Origin of the sequence: Micromonospora sp. NPDC050200 (genome assembly GCF_040656135.1) — a bacterium.
Lineage (GTDB): Bacteria > Actinomycetota > Actinomycetes > Mycobacteriales > Micromonosporaceae > Micromonospora.
In genome coordinates this window covers 77,168-96,490 of the sequence record NZ_JBFALG010000020.1, presented here as the reverse complement: position 1 = coordinate 96,490, position 19,323 = coordinate 77,168, and the positions used below count along the sequence as shown (strand labels likewise).

General features: G+C 69.9%; 14 protein-coding genes. 7 read left to right on the top strand and 7 right to left on the bottom strand.

Translation table 11 applies throughout. The features are described 5' to 3' along the window. Positions 1-147 precede the first annotated feature (147 nt). A complete protein-coding gene (locus AB0I41_RS15955) occupies positions 148-1,356 on the top strand; it encodes a D-alanyl-D-alanine carboxypeptidase (RefSeq protein ID WP_357107334.1) in 1,209 nt (402 codons plus the stop codon). A 165-nt stretch (positions 1,357-1,521) separates the two neighbouring features. After that, positions 1,522-2,571 carry a zinc-dependent alcohol dehydrogenase family protein gene (locus AB0I41_RS15950; protein ID WP_357107332.1) on the top strand — a complete coding sequence of 350 codons (1,050 nt, stop codon included), beginning with the start codon at positions 1,522-1,524 and terminating at the stop codon, positions 2,569-2,571. Here AB0I41_RS15950 and AB0I41_RS15945 read toward each other — a convergent pair. Continuing rightward, positions 2,555-4,006 (bottom strand): aminotransferase class I/II-fold pyridoxal phosphate-dependent enzyme, encoded by a 1,452-nt coding sequence (locus tag AB0I41_RS15945; protein ID WP_357107328.1) that lies wholly within the window; start codon positions 4,004-4,006, stop codon positions 2,555-2,557. The genes AB0I41_RS15950 and AB0I41_RS15945 overlap by 17 nt on opposite strands. Before the next feature lie 403 nt (positions 4,007-4,409). Here AB0I41_RS15945 and AB0I41_RS15940 point away from each other — a divergent pair, with 403 nt between their 5' ends. The 3 genes from AB0I41_RS15940 (at position 4,410) to AB0I41_RS15930 (ending at position 8,907) form a co-directional block, all read left to right on the top strand. Then, positions 4,410-4,985: a TetR/AcrR family transcriptional regulator gene (locus AB0I41_RS15940; RefSeq protein ID WP_357107326.1), complete on the top strand. Its 576-nt coding sequence runs from the start codon at positions 4,410-4,412 to the stop codon at positions 4,983-4,985. Continuing rightward, entirely contained in the window at positions 4,982-6,610 is a 1,629-nt protein-coding gene (locus AB0I41_RS15935; protein ID WP_357107323.1) for an isovaleryl-CoA dehydrogenase, read from the top strand. The genes AB0I41_RS15940 and AB0I41_RS15935 overlap by 4 nt, the downstream gene beginning before the upstream one ends. A gap of 374 nt (positions 6,611-6,984) precedes the next feature. Continuing rightward, entirely contained in the window at positions 6,985-8,907 is a 1,923-nt protein-coding gene (locus AB0I41_RS15930; RefSeq protein ID WP_357107320.1) for a metallophosphoesterase, read from the top strand. 194 nt (positions 8,908-9,101) lie between these two features. Here AB0I41_RS15930 and AB0I41_RS15925 read toward each other — a convergent pair whose 3' ends face one another. The 4 genes from AB0I41_RS15925 to AB0I41_RS15910 form a co-directional block, all read right to left on the bottom strand. Beyond that, on the bottom strand, positions 9,102-10,232 hold the full coding sequence (locus AB0I41_RS15925; protein ID WP_357107317.1) for a hypothetical protein: 1,131 nt from the start codon (positions 10,230-10,232) through the stop codon (positions 9,102-9,104). A 334-nt stretch (positions 10,233-10,566) separates the two neighbouring features. After that, positions 10,567-12,369, bottom strand: a complete 1,803-nt coding sequence (gene ggt, locus AB0I41_RS15920; protein ID WP_357107314.1) for a gamma-glutamyltransferase — start codon at positions 12,367-12,369, stop codon at positions 10,567-10,569. A 121-nt stretch (positions 12,370-12,490) separates the two neighbouring features. Beyond that, a complete protein-coding gene (locus AB0I41_RS15915) occupies positions 12,491-13,714 on the bottom strand; it encodes a multidrug effflux MFS transporter (protein ID WP_357107387.1) in 1,224 nt (407 codons plus the stop codon). 176 nt (positions 13,715-13,890) lie between these two features. Then, the gene (locus tag AB0I41_RS15910) at positions 13,891-14,211 is read right to left on the bottom strand and encodes a hypothetical protein (protein WP_357107311.1); all 321 of its coding nucleotides are present in this window, start codon (positions 14,209-14,211) and stop codon (positions 13,891-13,893) included. On the opposite strand from AB0I41_RS15910, the gene AB0I41_RS15905 reads away from it, so the two are divergent. Continuing rightward, on the top strand, positions 14,179-15,639 hold the full coding sequence (locus AB0I41_RS15905; protein ID WP_357107308.1) for an SDR family NAD(P)-dependent oxidoreductase: 1,461 nt from the start codon (positions 14,179-14,181) through the stop codon (positions 15,637-15,639). The genes AB0I41_RS15910 and AB0I41_RS15905 overlap by 33 nt on opposite strands. Before the next feature lie 56 nt (positions 15,640-15,695). Here AB0I41_RS15905 and AB0I41_RS15900 read toward each other — a convergent pair whose 3' ends face one another. After that, positions 15,696-16,022: a hypothetical protein gene (locus tag AB0I41_RS15900; protein ID WP_357107305.1), complete on the bottom strand. Its 327-nt coding sequence runs from the start codon at positions 16,020-16,022 to the stop codon at positions 15,696-15,698. Between the two features lie 678 nt (positions 16,023-16,700). On the opposite strand from AB0I41_RS15900, the gene AB0I41_RS15895 reads away from it, so the two are divergent. Further along, on the top strand, positions 16,701-18,947 hold the full coding sequence (locus AB0I41_RS15895) for a penicillin acylase family protein (protein ID WP_357107302.1): 2,247 nt from the start codon (positions 16,701-16,703) through the stop codon (positions 18,945-18,947). Here the strand turns inward: AB0I41_RS15895 and AB0I41_RS15890 are convergent, their stop codons facing one another. Next, the gene (locus AB0I41_RS15890) at positions 18,948-19,100 is read right to left on the bottom strand and encodes a hypothetical protein (protein ID WP_357107393.1); all 153 of its coding nucleotides are present in this window, start codon (positions 19,098-19,100) and stop codon (positions 18,948-18,950) included. Between the last annotated feature and the right edge of the window lie 223 nt (positions 19,101-19,323).

Genomic DNA, 19,323 nt, shown 5'->3' with positions numbered 1-19,323 from the left:
GGCTTCGCCTCATCCTGACCTCCGGCGAGTCACGAGTTGATCAACGGCACCTCCACGGGCTCTGACCACAACAACCCTCGCCGTCACCATGGCGCGTTTTCTCCAACCCTGACCACGCCCACCTCGTGGGGATTACCTTGCTTTAATGTGACTTCCTTTCGTGTTGCGGCCATCGCGTTGAGTGCTGTCCTGGTGGTGCCTGCTGTCGCGGTCGTGCCACCGACGCGGGCGACCGCTGCGGCGTACGTGCCATGCCCGGCCGTGAAGCCGCCGGTGCCCCCACCCGCCGCGCCGTCTCCGCCACCGGTTGACGCCGTCCAGGGTGCGGTCGGAGGGCAGTCGCTGGCGACGGCAGGATTGGCCATTCCCGCAGGTGCGCCCATGGCGCCGGCAGTGACCGCCACCTCGTGGCTCGTGGCGGATCTCAACAGCGGTGAGGTTCTGGGTGGGTGCGGCCCCCACGAGCACCGAACGCCCGCCAGCGTGCAGAAGCTGCTGCTGGCGGCGGCCATGATGCCCCGCCTCGATCCGGCCCAGATGGTTGAGGTGACCCAGGCGGATCTGCGCGATCTCGATCCGGCCAGCTCACTGATGGGGGTGGTCGCGGGCGGCCGGTACTCGATCGAGAGCCTGTGGCTGGGTCTCCTCCTCAAATCGGGCAACGACGCGGCCAACGTGCTGGCTCGCGTCGGCGGCGGCGCCGCCGGAAGGCAGGGCGGAGTACAGGCGATGAACGACGAAGCGCGCCGGCTACACGCGAACCAGACCCACGCGGCAACACCCTCGGGCCTGGACGGCACCGGTCAGTACACCAGCGCATACGACCTCGCGCTGATCACGCGAGCCACCTTCGCCCGCGAAGACTTTCGGCGATACGTGGCAACCAGGGTGGCGCAGATACCGGCACAACCGGAAAACCCGGGGTTCGAGATCACCCACGACACCACGCTGCTGGACCGCTACCCCGGAACGCTCGGGGGGAAGACCGGCTTCACCGACCTGGCTCGGCAAACGTACGTCGGCGTGGCCGAACGCAACGGCCGACGGCTCGCGGTGACCTTGCTGGGAGCGGAAACCGCGCCGTTGGGGAGTCTCGGAGAGGCCACCGCCCTGCTCGACTGGGGCTTCGCGCTCCCTCCCCACGCGTCCATCGGCCACCTGGTGACACCCGACGAGAAGAAGTACGACGGTCCCGTGGTCGCCGTCAAAGGCGAGCGTCATGGTCAGGCCGCGGAACGGTCGGCGTTCTCGTCGCGCACCGGACTCAGCCTCGGCGCTGCCCTCGTACTCGCCGTCCTTGTCCTGGCGACTCTGTGGCGGCGCAAAGCTGCGCGGCGAGGAGCCAGCCGACCATAGGCAGCCCAGCCTGCGCAGCCCGTGACCGCACGGGGCGGGTGCGCGCCGTCAGCTTCAGTCAGCCCGACCGGCCGGTTGGTGCTGGACAAGGCCTCGATGGCAGATACCGCGGGTCCGGCGGGGGTGGGCGCGCCGGCGGGTCCCTGGCATGTGAGGATGCGGCGCATGCGTGCCGTGATCTTCGACGAGTTCGGTGCCCGGCCCGAGGTCCGCGACGTCCCGGAGCCGGTGCCAGCGTCGGGGGGCGCGGTCATCCGCGTCGAGGCGACCGGGTTGTGCCGCAGCGACTGGCACGGCTGGCAGGGACACGATCCCGACATCCGCCTGCCACACGTCCCCGGCCACGAGTACGCCGGCGTCGTCACGGCGGTCGGTGCTGGCGTACGCGGCTGGCGGCCCGACGACCGGGTCACCGCTCCCTTCGTCTGCGCGTGCGGGCAGTGCCCGCCCTGCCTGGCGGGCGACCAGCAGGTCTGCGAGCGGCAGACGCAGCCCGGCTTCACCCACTGGGGCTCGTTCGCCGAGTACGTGGCGGTGCAGAACGCCGACGTCAACCTGGTCCGGCTCCCCGACGAGCTGGACTACCCGGCCGCGGCGGCGCTCGGCTGCCGCTTCGCCACGGCGTTCCGGGCCGTGGTCAGCCAGGGGCGGGTCACCGCGGGCGAGTGGGTTGCGGTGCACGGCTGCGGCGGAGTGGGGCTCTCCGCGGTGATGATCGCGGCGGCTTGCGGCGCGCAGGTGGTGGCGGTCGACGTCGCCCCCGGCGCGCTCGAGCTGGCCAGGAGCTGCGGGGCCACGGTCTGCCTGGACGGCAGTGCCCTCACCGGACCCGGCGCGGTGGCCGCGGCCGTTCGGGAGGCAACCGGCGGCGGCGCCCACCTGTCGCTCGACGCGTTGGGCAGTCACGCCACCTGCACCGCCTCGATCGAAAGCCTGCGGCGCCGCGGACGGCACGTGCAGGTCGGACTCCTCCCCGCCGCCCAGGGCCGCCCGGCCCTGCCGATGGAGCTCGTGATCGCGTTCGAGCTGGAGCTGCGGGGCAGTCACGGCATGGCCGCGCACGCCTATCCGGAGCTGCTCCGGCTGGTCACCGCCGGCGTACTGCGCCCCGCCGAGCTGATCACCCGCACCGTCGGCCTCGCCGAGGTGCCCAACGCGTTGGCCACGATGGACCGGCCCGCTCCCGGCGGAATGTGCCTCATCCACCCTCGGTGAGTGGACGGTCGCCGGACACCTGCTCGGCGGCGCGGCGTACGTCGTCGAGCAGTATCTCCATGTCGTTGCGGGTGGTGCGGTAGTTGAGTACGCAGCCGCGTAGCGCGAAGCGGCCGTTGATGGTCGCGTTCGACAGGTACGAGCTACCGGCCTGCTGCAGCGAGACCAGGATTCGTTCGTTGAGGCGATCGAGTTCCTGCTCCTCGACCCGGGACATCGGCCCGGTACGTACCGCCGGGGGCAGGTAGCGGAAGCAGAAGATGGAGAGCTCGACCGGGGAGAGCAGCTCGAAGTCGTCGCTGGCGTCGACGAGTTCCGCCAGGTGGCGGGCGCAGTCGAGGTTGGATTCGATCGCTTCGCCGACAGCCTGCGAACCGGCGTGGGCCAGCACCATCCAGACCTTGAGGGCGCGGAAACGCCGGGAGAGGTCCGGGCCGTAATCCCAGAAGGTGAACGCTTCGGCGGGCTCGGTCTGCATGACCCGGGTGTAGTCGGCGTCCAGGGTGAAGGCGGCGCGCGCCGCCTCGGGGTTGCGGTAGATGAGGCAGCCGCAGTCGGCGGGCAGGTAGAGCCACTTGTGCGGGTCGAGCGCGATCGAGTCCGCCTCCGACAGGCCATCGAAGAGCGCGCGGGCCGAGGGGGCGAGCCGGGCGAATCCGCCGTAACAGGCGTCGACATGCATCCACAGCCCGTAACGCTTCGCCGCTGCCGCGATCTCCGCCAGCGGATCGACCGCACCGGTTCCCACCGTGCCCGCGTTCGCAACCACACAGAACGGATCCGCTGCCGCGCTCAGGTCCTCTTCGATCTTGCGTACGAGGTCGTCGACGTCCATCCGGAAGCGTGCGTCCACCGCGACCTCTCGTACGTTCCCCCGCCCGATACCGAGGAGGGCCGCGGCCTTGTGGATCGAGTGGTGGGTCTCCTGGGAGGCGTAGATGCGCAGCGGCCTGGGATGGGCGCTCACGCCGTCGGCTGCGACCGCATCGCCGCAGTGGCGGTGCCGCGCGGCGGCGAGAGCGGTGAAGTTGGCCATCGAGCCGCCGCTCATGAAGAGCCCACCCGCGCTCGGGTCACAGCCGAGCGCCTCCTTGATCCAGCCGATCGCCACGTGTTCCAGCTCGGTGGGGGCCGGCGCTGACCGCCAAGCGGGAAGGTTCGCGTTCAGAGCCGAGGCGAGGAAGTCGGCCACCGACGCCACCGCCGTGCCCGGCGCGGAGACGTACCCGAAGAAGCGCGGATGCGCGTTGTGCCGGCTACCAGGCGCTATCACATCGCGAAAGACGTCGAGCAAGTGGCTGAAATCGCGGCCCTCGGCAGGCAGCGGCTCGGCGAGCAGATCCTTCAGCGCGGCCGCAGACGTCCGCGGAGTGATGGGTTGGTCGCGGATCGAGCCGTGGTAGGCGGCGACCCACTCCACCGCTTCCAGACCCATCTCGCGGATCCTTCCAGGCGAGGGATCCAACGCGGACTCACCGGTCGATCGGCCGGGTGAGCTCGGACTCATCGCCGGAGCCTACCCAGGCCCCGTCCGACGAGTACAGCGAGAATTCCCGCACCTGGCGGCGCCGGTTGGGCCGCTGGAGCTGCCACCGCCGGTCCCTTTGGACGAGCCGCTCGACGACATCTCCCCCCGGTTATGCCGAGTTCCTCCGCCTTGCCGACGGGGCCACCTGTGGAAGCAGGATCCGGTTCTCGTCGAACGTGCGACCGGCGAGTGGTGGTGGTTTGCGTCGGTCACGTATCAGGGCGTTCGCTGGTTTCCTGCGGCCTCCACCTGGCAGTCAAGGATTGAATGATGGTTCAATTCTTGCGTGGCCTACCGGAGCACCGAGCGTGTGAGAGCTCGACTGATCGCCTCGCGGGAGCGGATCATTGCCGCCGCACTGGAGATCATGGCCGGGCACGGATACGCCGGCTGTTCGGTCGCCGCCGTCGCCGAGCAGGCCGGCGTGGCGACCGGCAGCGTCTACCGCCATTTCCCCACCAAGGCCGATTTGTTCGCCGAGGTGTTTCGCACGGCCTCGCAGCGCGAGGTGGACGCTGTCGCGCGCGCCGCGGCGCTGGAGACCACCATCGCCGAGCGGATGTCAGCCGTCATCGAGACGTTCTCCGGTCGCGCGCTGCAGTCCCCGCGGTTGGCGTACGCCCTGCTCGCCGAGCCGGTCGACCCAGCGGTCGACGCGGAGCGGCTCGCCTTCCGCCGTGCGTACGCCGAACTGATCGCCGGGTACGTCGCCGCGGGTGTGGCGAGCGGTGAACTACCCCCGCAGGACCCGGAGCTGGCCGCGACCGCTCTGGTCGGCGCCCTGGCCGAGGCCATGGTCGGTCCGCTGGCCGCCGGGGTCGCCGGCCCGAGCACCATCCCCAGCCTGATCACGTTCATTCACCGCGCACTTGGAGTATCGCCGTGACGACACACGAGGTCTTCAACCAGGTTCCCGCGCTGGCCGGCCACGACGCGGCGGACGACCCGGCACTGCTCGACGGCCTCGAGCGGGAGGGCGCCGGCTGGGCCGCCGCCGAGCTGCACGAGCTCGGCCGGATGGGCGGTACCGAGCAGGCGATCGAGTACGGACGGCTGGCGAACGAACACCCGCCGGTGCTGCGCACCCACGACCGCTACGGCCACCGGATCGACGAGGTGGAGTTCCACCCGGCCTGGCACGAGCTGATGCGCACCGCGGTCACGCACGGCCTGCACGCCGCGCCGTGGGCGGACGGCCGGCCGGGCGCACACGTGGCCCGGGCGGCCAAGTTCTACACCTGGCGCCCCGACGCCGGGCACGGCTGCCCGATCTCGATGACCTACGCGGCGGTGCCGGCGCTACGACACAACGCTGAGCTGGCCGCGCAGTACGAGCCGCTGCTCACCGCCGCGACGTACGACTTCGGGCTGCGTCCACCGCTGGCCAAGCAGGGGCTGCTGGCCGGAATGTCAATGACGGAGAAGCAGGGTGGCTCGGACGTGCGCGCCAACGCCACCACCGCCCACCCCGAGCCGGACGGCACCTACCGGCTTCTCGGGCACAAGTGGTTCACGTCGGCGCCGATGTGCGACATCTTCCTCACCCTCGCCCAGGCACCGGGCGGACTCACCTGCTTCCTCGTCCCGCGCGTCCTTCCGGACGGCACGCGCAACACGATGCGGCTGATGCGCCTGAAGGACAAACTCGGCAACCGGTCCAACGCCTCGGCGGAGGTCGAGTACGAGCACGCGGTCGCCTGGCGCGTCGGAGACGAGGGCCGTGGCGTGCGCACCATCATCGACATGGTCAACCTGACCCGCCTCGACTGCGTCATCGGCGCGGCAGCCGGGATGCGCCAAGGCGTGATCACCGCCGCCCACCACGCCACCCACCGGCGGGCCTTCGGCCGTTACCTCGTCGACCAGCCGCTGATGCGCAACGTGCTGGCCGACCTCGCGGTCGAGTCCGAGGCCGCCACCGTCCTCATGATGCGGCTCGCCGGAGCGACCGACCGATCCGCGCGCGGCGACGCCAGCGAGACCGCGTTCAAACGGCTCGCCCTCGCCGTCGGCAAGTACTGGGTCTGCAAGCGCTGGCCGGCACACGCCGCCGAGGCCCTCGAATGCCTGGGCGGAAACGGCTACGTCGAGGAGTCAGGCATGCCGCGGCTGTTCCGCGAGTCCCCACTGAACTCGATCTGGGAGGGCTCCGGCAACGTCGCCGCGCTGGACGTACTGCGCGCTCTCGCCAAGGAACCCCAGGTCATGGAGGCGTTCCGGGCCGAGGCGACCGCCGCCGCCGGCGCCGACGCGCGGCTCGACGCCGCGGTACGCCAGGTGCAGGCCGACCTGTCCGACCACGGCGACCTCGAACTGCGGGCCCGCCGCGTCGTCGAACGGCTCGCACTGGTCCTGCAGGGCTCGCTGTTGGTGCGGCACGGCCATCCCGCCATCGCCGACGCCTTCTGCGCCTCCCGGCTCGGCGGCGACCACGGCCAGACGTTCGGCACACTCCCGAGCGGGATCGACTTCGCCGCGATCATCTCCCGCGCCGTACCGAAGGTGGGCTGACCGAAAGCGCCGGGGCAGGCCGCGATGTCCATCCAGGCGCAGGGATTCGCCGGCGGCGGCCAACTGGATCACGTACGGTGAACCGTCGACATGGGGTCTCGACCGTGACCCCTCCGATCTGGTCGCCTCGGGCGACCCACTGACCGACCGCGACCAGCGGCGGTTCGAGCGGGTGGAGATACTGCGTCTCCCACCTGCCATCGTGGTCGATCTACACCCGGTGACCGCTTCCCACCGTGCCCGCGTTCGCCACCACACAGAACACCAGTGTTGTCGACGCGTTCACCGTCAAGATCGCCTCGGTTCCTAGCCTGACCGAGTTTTGCGGCTGTGCCGTTGCGAGTGGCACGCCCGACAGAAGCTTGGAGGGACACATGATCTTGCACCGCCCCCACCGCCGGGCGTTGACGGCCGTCGCTGTCACCGGACTGCTCGTCGGCGTGCTGAGCGGACCGGCACTCGCGCAGGAAACGCCTCCCGCGACCTCGATCCACGACGGCGACGTCATCCACGGCGTCACCACCATCTACGCCGCAGGTTTACCCGTGCCTTCGCTGGATCTGGACGGTGGCCCGCTGAGCACCGCCACGGTGTCGAGCCTGCCGGCCACCCTGCGCTTCGAGGGTGAGGGAATCCAGAGTGGATCCCAGCGACTGCTGAACTCGGTCTGGGTGAACGGCAAGCTGGTAACCCTGATCAACAAGGACTACCTCGGCTACGCCACGGCGGAGATCGCGATTCCGGCCGGCTACCTGACCGCCGGAACGAACACCGTCACGATCCGCGCCGGCAGCTCGATCTCGCCCACCGACCTCACCGCGAACCACGACGATTTCACTGTCCGCAACATCCGGGTCACGACGCTTGACGGTACGGACATCTCTGATCCCGCGGTTCCGCCCACCCGCGCCGTATCCCTCGGCGACGGCTACCCGGGCGGCAACGCGACCGAACAGCAGGTGACCGCCAACTTCGCCGTCACCCTCGACGAATCCCGGGCGCACGGTGTCGCCGCAACCGTGGACACCCGCCCGTTGAACGACGGCCCACACACCCTCACCGCAACCTCGGTCGGCAGCGCCACGATCGTCCGGTTCCTGACCGACAACACCGGACCTGTCATCACCGGCACCACCCCCGCTGACGGCGCCACTGTCACCGGGGATCGAGTCGAGGTCACCGTGGCGGCAACCGACAGCGTCTCCGCAGTCGCCTCCGTGACCGCCAGGCTGGACGGTCGCACCATCCCCGTCCCGAACTCCTTCCCGACCGGCAACATCCCGGCCGGCGAGCACACCCTGGCCGTATCCGTCACGGACGCGGCAGGCAACGCGAGCACCGAGAACGTCACGTTCCGGACCCCACCGCCGACCATCGAACCTGGTGCCTACGACCGCGGCCAGATCCGGCCCGGCCCCATGGCGGGTCCCGACGTGGCGCGCATCGTGGCCTCGGGCGACATCGCCTGCGCGGCGACCAGCCGCACCACGCCCACGGTCTGTCAACAAGCCGCCGTCGCCGACACGGTCAGGTCGCTGAACCCCGACGCCGTGCTCACTCTCGCCGACAACCAGTACGACGTCGGCACGCTCCCCGCGTTCCTCTCCTCCTACGACAAGTCGTGGGGCGCGTTCAAGGACATCACCTACCCGATCGTCGGCAACCACGAGTACGGGCAGGCCTACTACCCGGGGGCCCGCGCCGACGGCTACTTCGACTACTTCAACGGCGCAGGTGTACCTGACGGTCGGGCCGGCGACCGGGAGAAGGGCTACTACTCGTACGACATCGGCCGCTGGCACGTCGTGGCACTCAACAGCGAGTGTGGCGTGGTGTCGTGTGCTCCGGGCTCGGCGCAGTACGCCTGGCTCCAGCAGGACCTCCAGCGGCACCACAACCAGTGCGTCATGGCCGCCTGGCACAAGCCCGTGCACACCGGCACCTTCCGCGGCGGAATCTACGGCAACCCCGACGGCAGACCGCTCTACGAGCTCGCCGACCGGTACGGGGTGGACGTGGTCCTCAACGGACACGACCACAGCTACCAGCGGTTCGCGCCGCAGGACGTGGACGGCAACCCCCGGCCCGACGCACCGCGGGCGTTCATCGTCGGCACCGGAGGCGTCGGGTTCCACGGCACCCCTGACCAGGTCCCCAACCTGGAGGTCGCACAGGGCGACACGTTCGGGGCGCTTGAACTGACCCTCAGGCCCACCGGTTACGACTGGCGGTTCGTGCCGATCGCCGGCAGCACCAGCGGCTTCACGGAGTCCGGCTCGGCATCCTGCCACCGCTAGCCACCGTCAGTCTCCCGACGAGTGGCCTCGCCGACCGCATCCCGGTTGGCGGGGCCACCCGTCAGGGGCAGGCGGCGGGACAAGGCCGCTCCGACTCTCTCCACCACGCCTGCAAAGCCCCAGCCCGGCCAGCAGCGCGGCGGCCCCCGCCCGACCCGCCTTCTCCTCGACGCTGAGCACCCCGCCGAAGCCGGTCAGGAGAACAAGAGGACCGTCTTGCGGGTGGCGTCACCGAAGGTGAGATTCCGCCCGGCCGTGCCGGGCGCCGGGGTGACGGCCACCTCGAAGGTGATCGTGGTGCCGGCCGGGACCTGGTGGTTCTCGTTGGCGCTGATGACCACGAACTGGTCGCCGATGGTGGTCGGATTGACCGTCACCGTCTGCTGGTTCAACGCCTGCGCGGTGGGCGTCGGGTTGCCGGGAAAGACATAGACCGCCCTGACCTGGACCAGATCGCCCTGGTGGAGGCCGGCCAGGTCCAGCTTCGACTGGTGACCGATGATACCTGCGGCGGTGACCTGGTAGCCGGTGTGACCGTCGCTCCATCGGATGGCGTGGAAGGCGCCGTCCGCCGGGACTGTGAAACCCGGGTAGATCGTGACGATAGAAGCCGTCTTCACGTCCTTGCCCCCTTCTGCGGTGTCGCCGATCATCACCGCGAACTCGGTGTGCGTGCCCCGGAACGCGTTCGCGTCACAGGTGTGCTGGGCGCCGATCCGGGCGGTGCTGGTGTACTGCCAGATCCGCGGAACGGCCGACGGCGTCCCGTACGCCTGCCAGCCGGGACCAGTGTCTCCGCCGGCTCTCGTGTACGCGGTGGTGAAGGCCTCGTCGAGGTTGTGCGGATAGTTGGCGTTCCAGCGCGGAAAGTCGCCCAGCGCGCTGGAGCCGTACTGGCCCTTCGAGGCGTACATCACCGCTGTCTTGGAGGTGCGCCTCTCCAGCTCGGTGCCGACCTGGACGCCGACGGCGGGCGCGACGCTGTCGTACGGCCACCGCTCCAGGTCGATCTGCCAGAAGAACCCGGGCCAGCTTGACCACCAGGGCAGATGCGCGTCGGCGTAGGCGATCGCGGTCTGCGCCTGGGTTGCCGTCGGCACCCCGGAGCGGACCACGACATACATCCCGAGGTACGGGATGCCGGCGTTCCGCCCGGCGGTCAGGATCCATCCGCAGCTCAGGCTATGAAAGACGCCGGATGGTGATTGCTCGGTCCCCTTGCTGGTCAGGAAGCTGATGCCCAGGGCGGCCGCCGCGGCCACCCGGGCCGGGGTCAAACCCCTGCTGACGTCGTAGTCGCTGGTATCCCATCCATAGAGCGTCACGGGCCGCACCTCCGGCTCCGAACATCGAGTGGCGACACGGTAGGCCACACTGCCCGTCGACACGCCACCGCCAACGGCGAAAATATGACGTTTTCTCGCCGTCATCACGAAATGTGTTATACGAACCGTACGTCGCCGCAGTAACAGCTATAACCCCTGCTCAGGACCCTTTTCGATGGGTGCAAAATGCGGCTCTGGCAGTGTCAGCCGCCCGACACCCCGGGACGACGTCGCTCAGTCGTGCTCGTCCGCGGGCTGTGACAACCTGTCCGCCGGCAGTGAGGAGCACGGCGACGGCTCAGATGAAACTGAGCCGTCGCCGCGGTCCGCACCGTCAGTGGCGCGCCCAGCGGCCGACCACGGCCGCCGCGCCGCCGCCCCGGCGTACCGGCTCGGCCGCGGCGAGCAGCCGGCCGTCCTCCAGGAACTCGATACCGGTCGCGGCGCCGATCTCCAGGGTGGAAGAGAAGGCGTGACCTGGGGGGAGGCCGTTGGCGTACGCGGTGATGAACGCCGGCTCGGCCTGAGTGCTGGCGCCGTTGCGCTGCGATGCCCGCGGCGCCGCCAGCGCCTCCGGCAGGGTCATTCCCCGGTCGATCCGGTTGACCAGCATCTGCAGGACCGTGGTGATGATCGTCGCGCCCCCGGGCGTGCCGACAGCCAGGAACGGCCGTCCGTCGGCCAGCACGATTGTGGGCGACATCGAACTGCGCGGGCGCTTGCCCGGCGCCGGCAGGTTCGGGTCGGGCGCGGTGCCCTGGGTCGGCGCGAAATTGAAGTCGGTCAGCTCGTTGTTGAGCAGGAATCCCCGACCGGGTACGACCATCCCGTTGCCGCCGGTCGCCTCGATGGTCAGCGTGTACTCCACCACGTTGCCCCACCGGTCGGCCACGGTCAGGTTGGTGGTGCTCTTGCGGTCGTCGCGGGTGTCGGCGACCGTCGCCGCCGAGCAGCCGTCGTAGGCGCTGTCGGGGACGCCGGGTGCGACCGGCTTGGGCAGCGCCGCCGAGGCATCGATCAGGCACGCGCGTTCCTTGGCGTACGCGTCGCCGAGCAGTTCGCGGAGCACGTTGGGCGGGGTGTGGTCGCCGACGTACCGGTTGCGGTCGGCGAACGCCAGCGCGCTGGCCTCCAGGTAGTGGTGCATCGCCTGGGTCGCGGTCATCGACCGCAGGTCGAACTGCTCGAGAATGTTGAGCGCCTCGCCCACCGCGGTGCCGCCGCTCGACGGGGTGGACATGCCGTACACCTCGAGACCGCGGTAGTCCGACCGGGTCGGCTCGGGGAAGCGGGCGCGGTAGCCGGCGAGGTCGCCGGAGGTCATCCCGGCCGGGCGGATCGGGTACGGCCATGAGCCGATCGGCTGCGCCGCCACCGGCGGGTGCTGCACGGTGGCAACCAGGTCGTTGCCGACCTCGCCCCGGTAGAACACGTCGGTGCCCTGCCTGGCGATCAGCCGGTACGTCTCGGCGAGGTCCAGGTTGCGGAAGGTGCTGCCGACCGCCGGCGGCTGGCCGCCGGGCAGGTACAGCGCGCTGGTCGAGCTGAACTGCCCGAACGCGGCTTGATTCGCGGCGATCTGGCCGGCGAAGGTCTCGTCGACGGTGAAGCCGTCCTCGGCGACCCGCGCGGCGGGCATGAGCATCTGCGCCAGCGACCGGGTGCCCCAGCGGTCCAGCGCGTCCTGCCAGGTGAGCAGGGTGCCGGGGACGCCCGCCGACAGCCCGCTGATCCGGGCCTCGTCGAACCGGTACGGCTGCCCGGTGGCCGGGTTGATGAAGCTGGTCTCGGTCATCGACGCCGGCGCCGACTCGCGGCCGTCGATGGTGTGCACTCGCCCGGTCTTAGCGTCGTAGTAGACGAAGAAGCCACCGCCGCCGACGCCGGCCGAGAAGGGTTCGGTGACGCCGAGCGCCGCCGCCGCGGCGACCGCCGCGTCGACCGCGTTGCCACCGCGCCGCAGCACATCCAGCCCGACCGCCGTGGCGGTGGCATCCACGGTGGACACCGCGCCCCCGTACCCGACGGCCACCGGCTCCTTCGGCGGCTCGGCCGGCTTTGCCTGTGCGGGAACGGCGGTTCCGGCCACGAGCGTGGCCAGAGCGATGGTCGCGGTGATGAGGGCCCGAGGTCTCATGTGGTCTCTCCAGCTCAGCATGGGTGGACCTACTGCCTACTCCCCTGACCCGGAGTAGGCAACCCGAGCAAGCCGATGTTTGAAGCTCGAGGCGCGCCTTCGCCGCCTTTCCGAACGATCCTCAATGCGCCGGCACGACCACCGCTTCCGGCTCGAGGTCGGCGAGCCGAGCCGGCCGCACGACCACGAGCAGAACGGTCATCGCCGCCACCATCCCACCTGCAACCACGAGGGCCATGGCCACCGCGCCGGTACCCAGCACGCCCACCAGGGGCGCGGCCAACGCGCCGACCCCGAACTGCACGGCGCCGAGCAGAGCGGACGCCGTACCGGCCGCTTCCCCGTGCCGGGACAGGGCCAGGGCCGGCGCGTTCGGCATCGCAAGGCCCGCCGCCGCGAGCACCACCCACAACGACACCAGCAGGCTCGGCAGCCCACCGAGCCCGGTCGCGGCGAAGGCGAGTAGCGCCAACCCGGCCCCGGTCCCCACTCCCAGGGCGGCGACGAGAATCCGCTGCGGCGAGTGACGACGCAGCAGCCGTACGTTGAACTGGGTCGCCGCGATCAGCCCGACCGCGCCCGCGCCGAAGGCCAGCCCGAACTGCTGCTCATCCAGCCCGTACTGCTGCTGCAGGACGAACGACGAACCGGCCACGTAGGCGAACAACGCCGCCATGGCCAGCCCGGCGACCAGAACCAGGCCCACGAATGTACGGTCCCGCAGCAGCGAGCCGTACACGATCATTGTCGCGACCACCCCGCCGCGCCGGCGCCGATCGGTTGGCAGCGTCTCGCGGAGGCCGATCGCGGCGACCACGACGAGCACCACACCGAAGGCGGCCAGGGCCACGAACACGCCGCGCCAGTCCGTCCAGCGCAGCAGCCCACCACCGAGGGTCGGAGCGAGGATCGGCGCCGCCCCCATGACCAGCAGCAGCCGGGAGAGCAACTTGGCGAAGGCCGCACCGCTGAACAGGTCGCGGACCACGGCCATCGCGACCACCGAGGCCGCTGCGACGCCGAGGCCCTGCACCACCCGCAATCCACCGAGAACCGCGATGTTCGGTGCGACGACACAGAGCACCGACGCCACGACGTGCAGCGCGATGCCGGCGATCAGCGGCGTCCGCCGACCGACAGCGTCGGACAGCGGGCCGATCAGCAACTGGCCGACGGCGAGGCCCGCCAGCGTGCCGGTCAGGGTCAGTTGGACCGCCGCTGACGTGGTCTGGAAATCGGCGACAATCGCGGGAAGCGCGGGCAGGTACATGTCGATGGTCAGCGGACCCACCGCGATCAGCGATCCGAGCACGAGGACGAGCCGCAGGCGTTGTCGGGGGCTCATCAGGTCACCCGGCATCAGCGGGGCGGCCGAACCCTCAGGGGCGTCGACGGGGGCGGTCATCGGGTGGTCTCCGACCGGTCGTTGCGCAGCCGGGCCGGGAATGGTGCGGGAGTCATATCTGGCTCCAAATCCCGATCCGGTGATCTGATTCCCGATCGACCGGGAGGTAACGGAGGTCACAGCCGAGCGGCGGCGGTCAAGCGATGATCCTGGCTGGCCTCAAAAGCCTGCCTGATCTGCGATATGGGGTTCGGGACCGGCGGCCTGCCCATGGCCGCCCCGACCTGGGGCGCGGTGGGAGATGCACGGTTTCCGCAGGCCCGGGCGAGGTCGGCCTCGACGGTCTTCGGGGTGATGAACAGGTGCGGGATGCGTCGGAGGCCGTGCGGTGCGTACAGTTCCGGGTCGGACTTGGGGTGGGCCGGGTAGATCCGGCGCAGGAAACGGGACGAGACATCGACGGCATGACGGCGGACAACATTACGGAAACCGGTCACTACGGCATTGACCGGAGCCGGCTGGAGACCTGTCTCAGCGTCTTTGAGGCGTTGGAGGACCTGCCTCCCGATCACCCCGACGTGGTGCGGGTGCAGCGGGCCACCGCGAAGCTCTACAAGATGATCAAGCAGCGGCGCCGCGAGGAACGGCGGGACGCCATCACGGCGGCCGACCGCGCGGTGACGGCGGCCACCGCCACCGGCGCCCCGGGCCGGATCGACGACGAGACCCAGGGCATCCCGCTCGCCTCCCCCACCGTGGGTGCCACGGCCGGCTTCCTGCACAATCCGCGCGGCTGCTACGTCTGCAAGCAGCGCTACCGCGAGGTGGACGCCTTCTACCATCAGCTCTGCCCGCCCTGCGCCGCGCTCAACCGGGAGCGCCGGAACGCCCGCACCGACCTGACCGGCCGGCGCGCGCTGCTCACCGGCGGCCGGGCGAAGATCGGCATGTACATCGCGCTGCGGCTGCTGCGCGACGGCGCGCACACCACGGTGACCACCCGGTTTCCGCACGACGCGGTCCGCCGATTCGCGGCAATGCCGGACAGCGGGGACTGGCTGCACCGCCTGCGGATCGTCGGGATCGACCTGCGCGACCCGGCCCAGGTGATCGCCCTCGCTGACTCGGTCAGCGGCCAGGGACCACTCGACATCCTGATCAACAACGCGGCGCAGACCGTCCGCCGCACGCCCGGGGCGTACGCGCAGCTCGTCGCCGCGGAGGCGGCGGCCCTGCCGGACGGCCCGCTACCGGAGATGATCACGTTCGCCAAACCGGCCGGCCGGGGCGACCCGGCGGGCAGCCTGAACGCCTCGCCGCAGTCGCCCGCGATCACCCCGCACGCGCTCACCGCGCTGGCGCTGACCAGCGGCTCCGCCTCGCCGGAACGGATCGCGGCCGCCACGGCCATCGACGCCGGCGGTCTGGTGCCAGACCTCGACCCGGTCAACAGCTGGGTGCAGCGGGTGCACGAGGTGAACCCGGTCGAGCTGCTCGAGGTGCAGCTGTGCAACGTGACCGCGCCGTTCGTGCTGGTCAGCCGGCTGCGACCGGCGATGGCCGCGGCGACCGCCCGCCGCAAGTACGTGGTGAACGTGTCCGCGATGGAGGGCCAGTTCGCCCGCGGCTACAAGGGGCCGGGGCACCCGCACACCAACATGGCCAAGGCCGCGCTGAACATGCTGACCCGGACCAGCGCCCAGGAAATGCTGGCCGACGGCATCCTGATGACCAGCGTCGACACCGGCTGGATCACGGACGAGCGGCCGCACCCGACGAAGATGCGGCTGGCGGACGCCGGCTTCCACGCCCCGCTGGACCTGGTCGACGGCGCGGCCCGCGTGTACGACCCGATCGTCCGCGGCGAACAGGGCGAAGACCTGTACGGCTGCTTCCTGAAGGACTACGCACCCTGCGCCTGGTAATCACGCGCCCACCCCGCCGTCGGCCGCACCGGCTCAGGCCGGCACGGTCAGCACCGTCACCCCGTCCACCACAGGTGATGTTCGCCGGGGTTGGGTGGAGCCGGTTGGTTGACTCGTCGGGGTCGTTGCTCGTTGCGGAAGGACGTGCCGAGGAGATATCGCCGCACACCCAGCGGGGGATGCAGCGACCGGCTGGAAGCGGAGAGCATGTCCGCGTCGCCGATCCAGTCGGGGGGCCGGGCTCCGGCGGTGGGATCGTCCACCGCAGAACCCGCCTCATCAGCGTCGCCCCGCCCGACGATGACCGGGTAAACCTGCCCATGGGCGCGTTCCCCTCGGTGGCGCATCGAGTGTTCCACTGAGTCCGAGGCGATGAGCAGCATCGAACATCAGGCCACCTCTACCATGCCGGTGCGCAGGGGATGCTTCCAGCCGGCCCGCTCCGCCAGGCTTCGGCAACCTCAACTCGGTCGAGATCGCCGGCCAGGGCGTCGGGATTACGCCCCCGACTCGCGCCTTCCCACGCGCTTGAGCTGACTCCTTTTTAGGTCCAAACCAGAATATTTCCCTCGCGATGGACCTCGATTGTCACGAGCATGTCTCGCACGTCAAATACCTGTTGATCTCTATTGCCATGCGCCAGAGCGAGTGGTACCCATCTTAGAGCAGGTTGATGACCGAGCGGCCCGGGAGGCGGCGATGATCGTTGCCGCCCCCTGGCCGAACGGCGGCCATCCCGCCACCGACCAGCCATCCGACCGCGTCGCCACGTCCAGCCCAGCTTGGCACACGAGCGGTCGGCATCAAGGCCACGTCTGTCCGGTAGGGACCGACCCGGGAGTGTTCGGAATCCGTGACCCGGCAATCGCATCGACGCATCGGAATACAACACGGCGGATTCAGCAAGGTGACCTGGCAGTAGCGGTGCGGAGACGGATTGTCTCCGCGGCACGAATCGGCCGTCGTGAACGCCAGCGAACGGTGGTGGGGGTGCCCCACCACCGCACAGATCGCGTAAACCCCGCACGATCCCTTGACCCCCGAGAAAGGTGGACCAACTCATGAACCACGCGCAGAATGAAGGGCTGAGCCGGCGCCGCATCCTAGGCGGAGCAGCCGGACTGGCCGCTGGAGCCGCAGCTGTCGCGGCGGGGCTGCCATCCGGCGGCGCGTCCGCCGCTTCCGCGCAATCCGCGCCCGATCTCGCCCGTTGGCGCAAGCAAGCGGCGCACGTGACGATCACCCGTGACGTCTGGGGCGTCGCGCATGTGGAGGGCAGGACCGACGCCGATGCGGTGTTCGGGATGATGTACGCCCAGGCCGAGGACGACTTCAACCGGATCGAACGCAACTATCTGGTGAGCCTCGGCCGCCTCGCCGAGGCCGAGGGCGAGAGTGCGATCTGGCAGGACCTGCGCCAGCGGCTGTTCGTCGATCCCGAGCTGCTGAAGGGGGATCATGCGAAGAGCCCGGCCTGGTTGCGCGAGCTGATGCAGGCCTGGGCGGACGGGCTGAACTATTATCTCGCGACGCACCCCGAGGTGCATCCGCGCGTGATCAATCGGTTCGAGCCGTGGATGGCGCTGAGCTTCTCCGAAGGCAGCATCGGCGGCGACATCGAGCGGGTGCCGCTCACCCAGCTCGAGGCCTTCTACGACAAGCGTGCGGTGGCGATGACCGATGAGGAGCGTGGGCTGCTGTTCCGCGAGCCCAAGGGCTCGAACGGCATGGCGATCGCGCCGAGTCACACACGGGACGGCCATGCGCTGCTGCTGATCAACCCGCACACCAGCTTCTTCTTCCGCTCCGAGCAGCAGGTGACGAGCGGCGAAGGGCTCAATGCCTATGGCGCCGCCACCTGGGGGCAGTTCTTCATCTACCAGGGCTTCAACGCGAACACGGGCTGGATGCACACGTCAAGCGGCGTCGACAATGTCGATGAGTTCGCCGAGACGATCGTGACCGGGGCGGATGGCAGCCACTCCTACCGCTACGACAACGCGCTGCGGCCGGTGACGACGAAGACGATCACGTTGTCCTATCGCACTGCGGATGGCGGGCGGGCGCAGCGCAGCTTCACCACCTTCGCCACACACCACGGCCCGATCGTGCGCGAGGCGGACGGCAAGTGGATTGCGTTCGCGCTGATGAACAGGCCCGTCGAGGCGCTGCAACAGAGCTTCCTGCGCACCAAGACGCGGGACTATGCGGACTTCCTCCAGGTGGCGGGCCTCAAGGCCAACAGCTCGAACAACACGCTCTTCGCGGACTCGAAGGGCGAGATCGCCTTCCTGATGCCGCAGTTCATGCCGGTCCGTGACGATCGCTTCGACTATCTCAAGCCCGTCGACGGCAGCGATCCGGAGACCGACTGGCGCGGGCTGCACAGCCTCGAGAGTCTGCCTCAGGCGGTGAATCCGAAGAATGGCTGGGCGTTCAACACGAACAACTGGCCCTGGACTGCGGCCGGCGCGGACAGCCCCAAGGCCGCCGACTATCCGCGCTATTTCGACCGGGCCGGCGAGAACCCGCGTGGGCCGCAGGCAATCCGGGTGCTGACCGCGCGGAGCGACTTCACCCCGCAGACACTGATCGCAGCCGCCTTCGATTCCTACCTCACCGCCTTCGCCCGGCTCGTGCCGGGGCTCGTCGCGGCGTGGGACAAGCTGCCCGAGGGCGACCAGCAGAAGGCGAAGCTCGCCGGGCCGATTGGCCTGCTGCGCGGCTGGGACTATCGCTGGGGCGCGGGTTCGACCGCGACTTCGCTGGCCGTGTTCTGGGGCGAGGCGCTCTGGACGCCCTTGGCCCAGGCGGCGAGAGACGCGGGCATGTCGATGTGGGATTACCTGGCCGAGCGCGCCACTGACGCGCAGCGGCTCACGGCGCTCGAGTCGGCGGCGGAGCGGCTGACGCAGGATTTCGGCAGCTGGCAGGTGGCCTGGGGCGAGATCAACCGTTTTCAGCGCAACGACGGCGCGATCGTCCAGACGTTCGACGATGCCAAGCCGAGCATCCCGGTGCCTTTCACCTCCGCGCAATGGGGCTCCCTCGCCTCGTTCGGGGCGAAGCGCTGGCCGGGAACGAAGCGCTATTACGGCACCAGCGGCAACAGCTTCGTGGCGGTCGTGGAGTTCGGGCCGAGGCTGCGCGCCTGGGCGGTAACGGCGGGGGGCGAGAGCGGGCATCCCGACTCGCCGCACTTCAACGACCAGGCCGAACGCTACGCGAGCGGCAACCTCCGGCCCGTCTATTTCTATCCGGATGACCTCAAGGGGCATATCGAGCGGAGCTACAAGCCGGGCAATTGATCAGTCGCCAAAGGGGAGCTCAACGGCGAGGCGCTCCTCGGAATTGGAGACGGTGACACCGACCCTTTTGTAGGACAGTTCGTCGATGCCGATGCGTGTCAGGCCGGCCAACCGGTTGGTGCGCGCCTCGGCGTCGGCGCTGACCCTGGCCACGCCGCTACAATTCCCGCAGACGCCGCTCAGGACTCGACCACCGGACGCCACAACAGGCCCGCGAACGAGTTGCTGAATCGCCAGCCTGCAGCACCAATTGGTTGCTGATCAGCTGTCCGGCAAACGTGGGGCGCATCAAGCGGGCGGTCGTAGCACCAGAGCGGCTGGGGCGTCGGGTGGTTCGGGGCGGCGCCGGCGGTGCGACGCCGCCCCGAACCGAGGC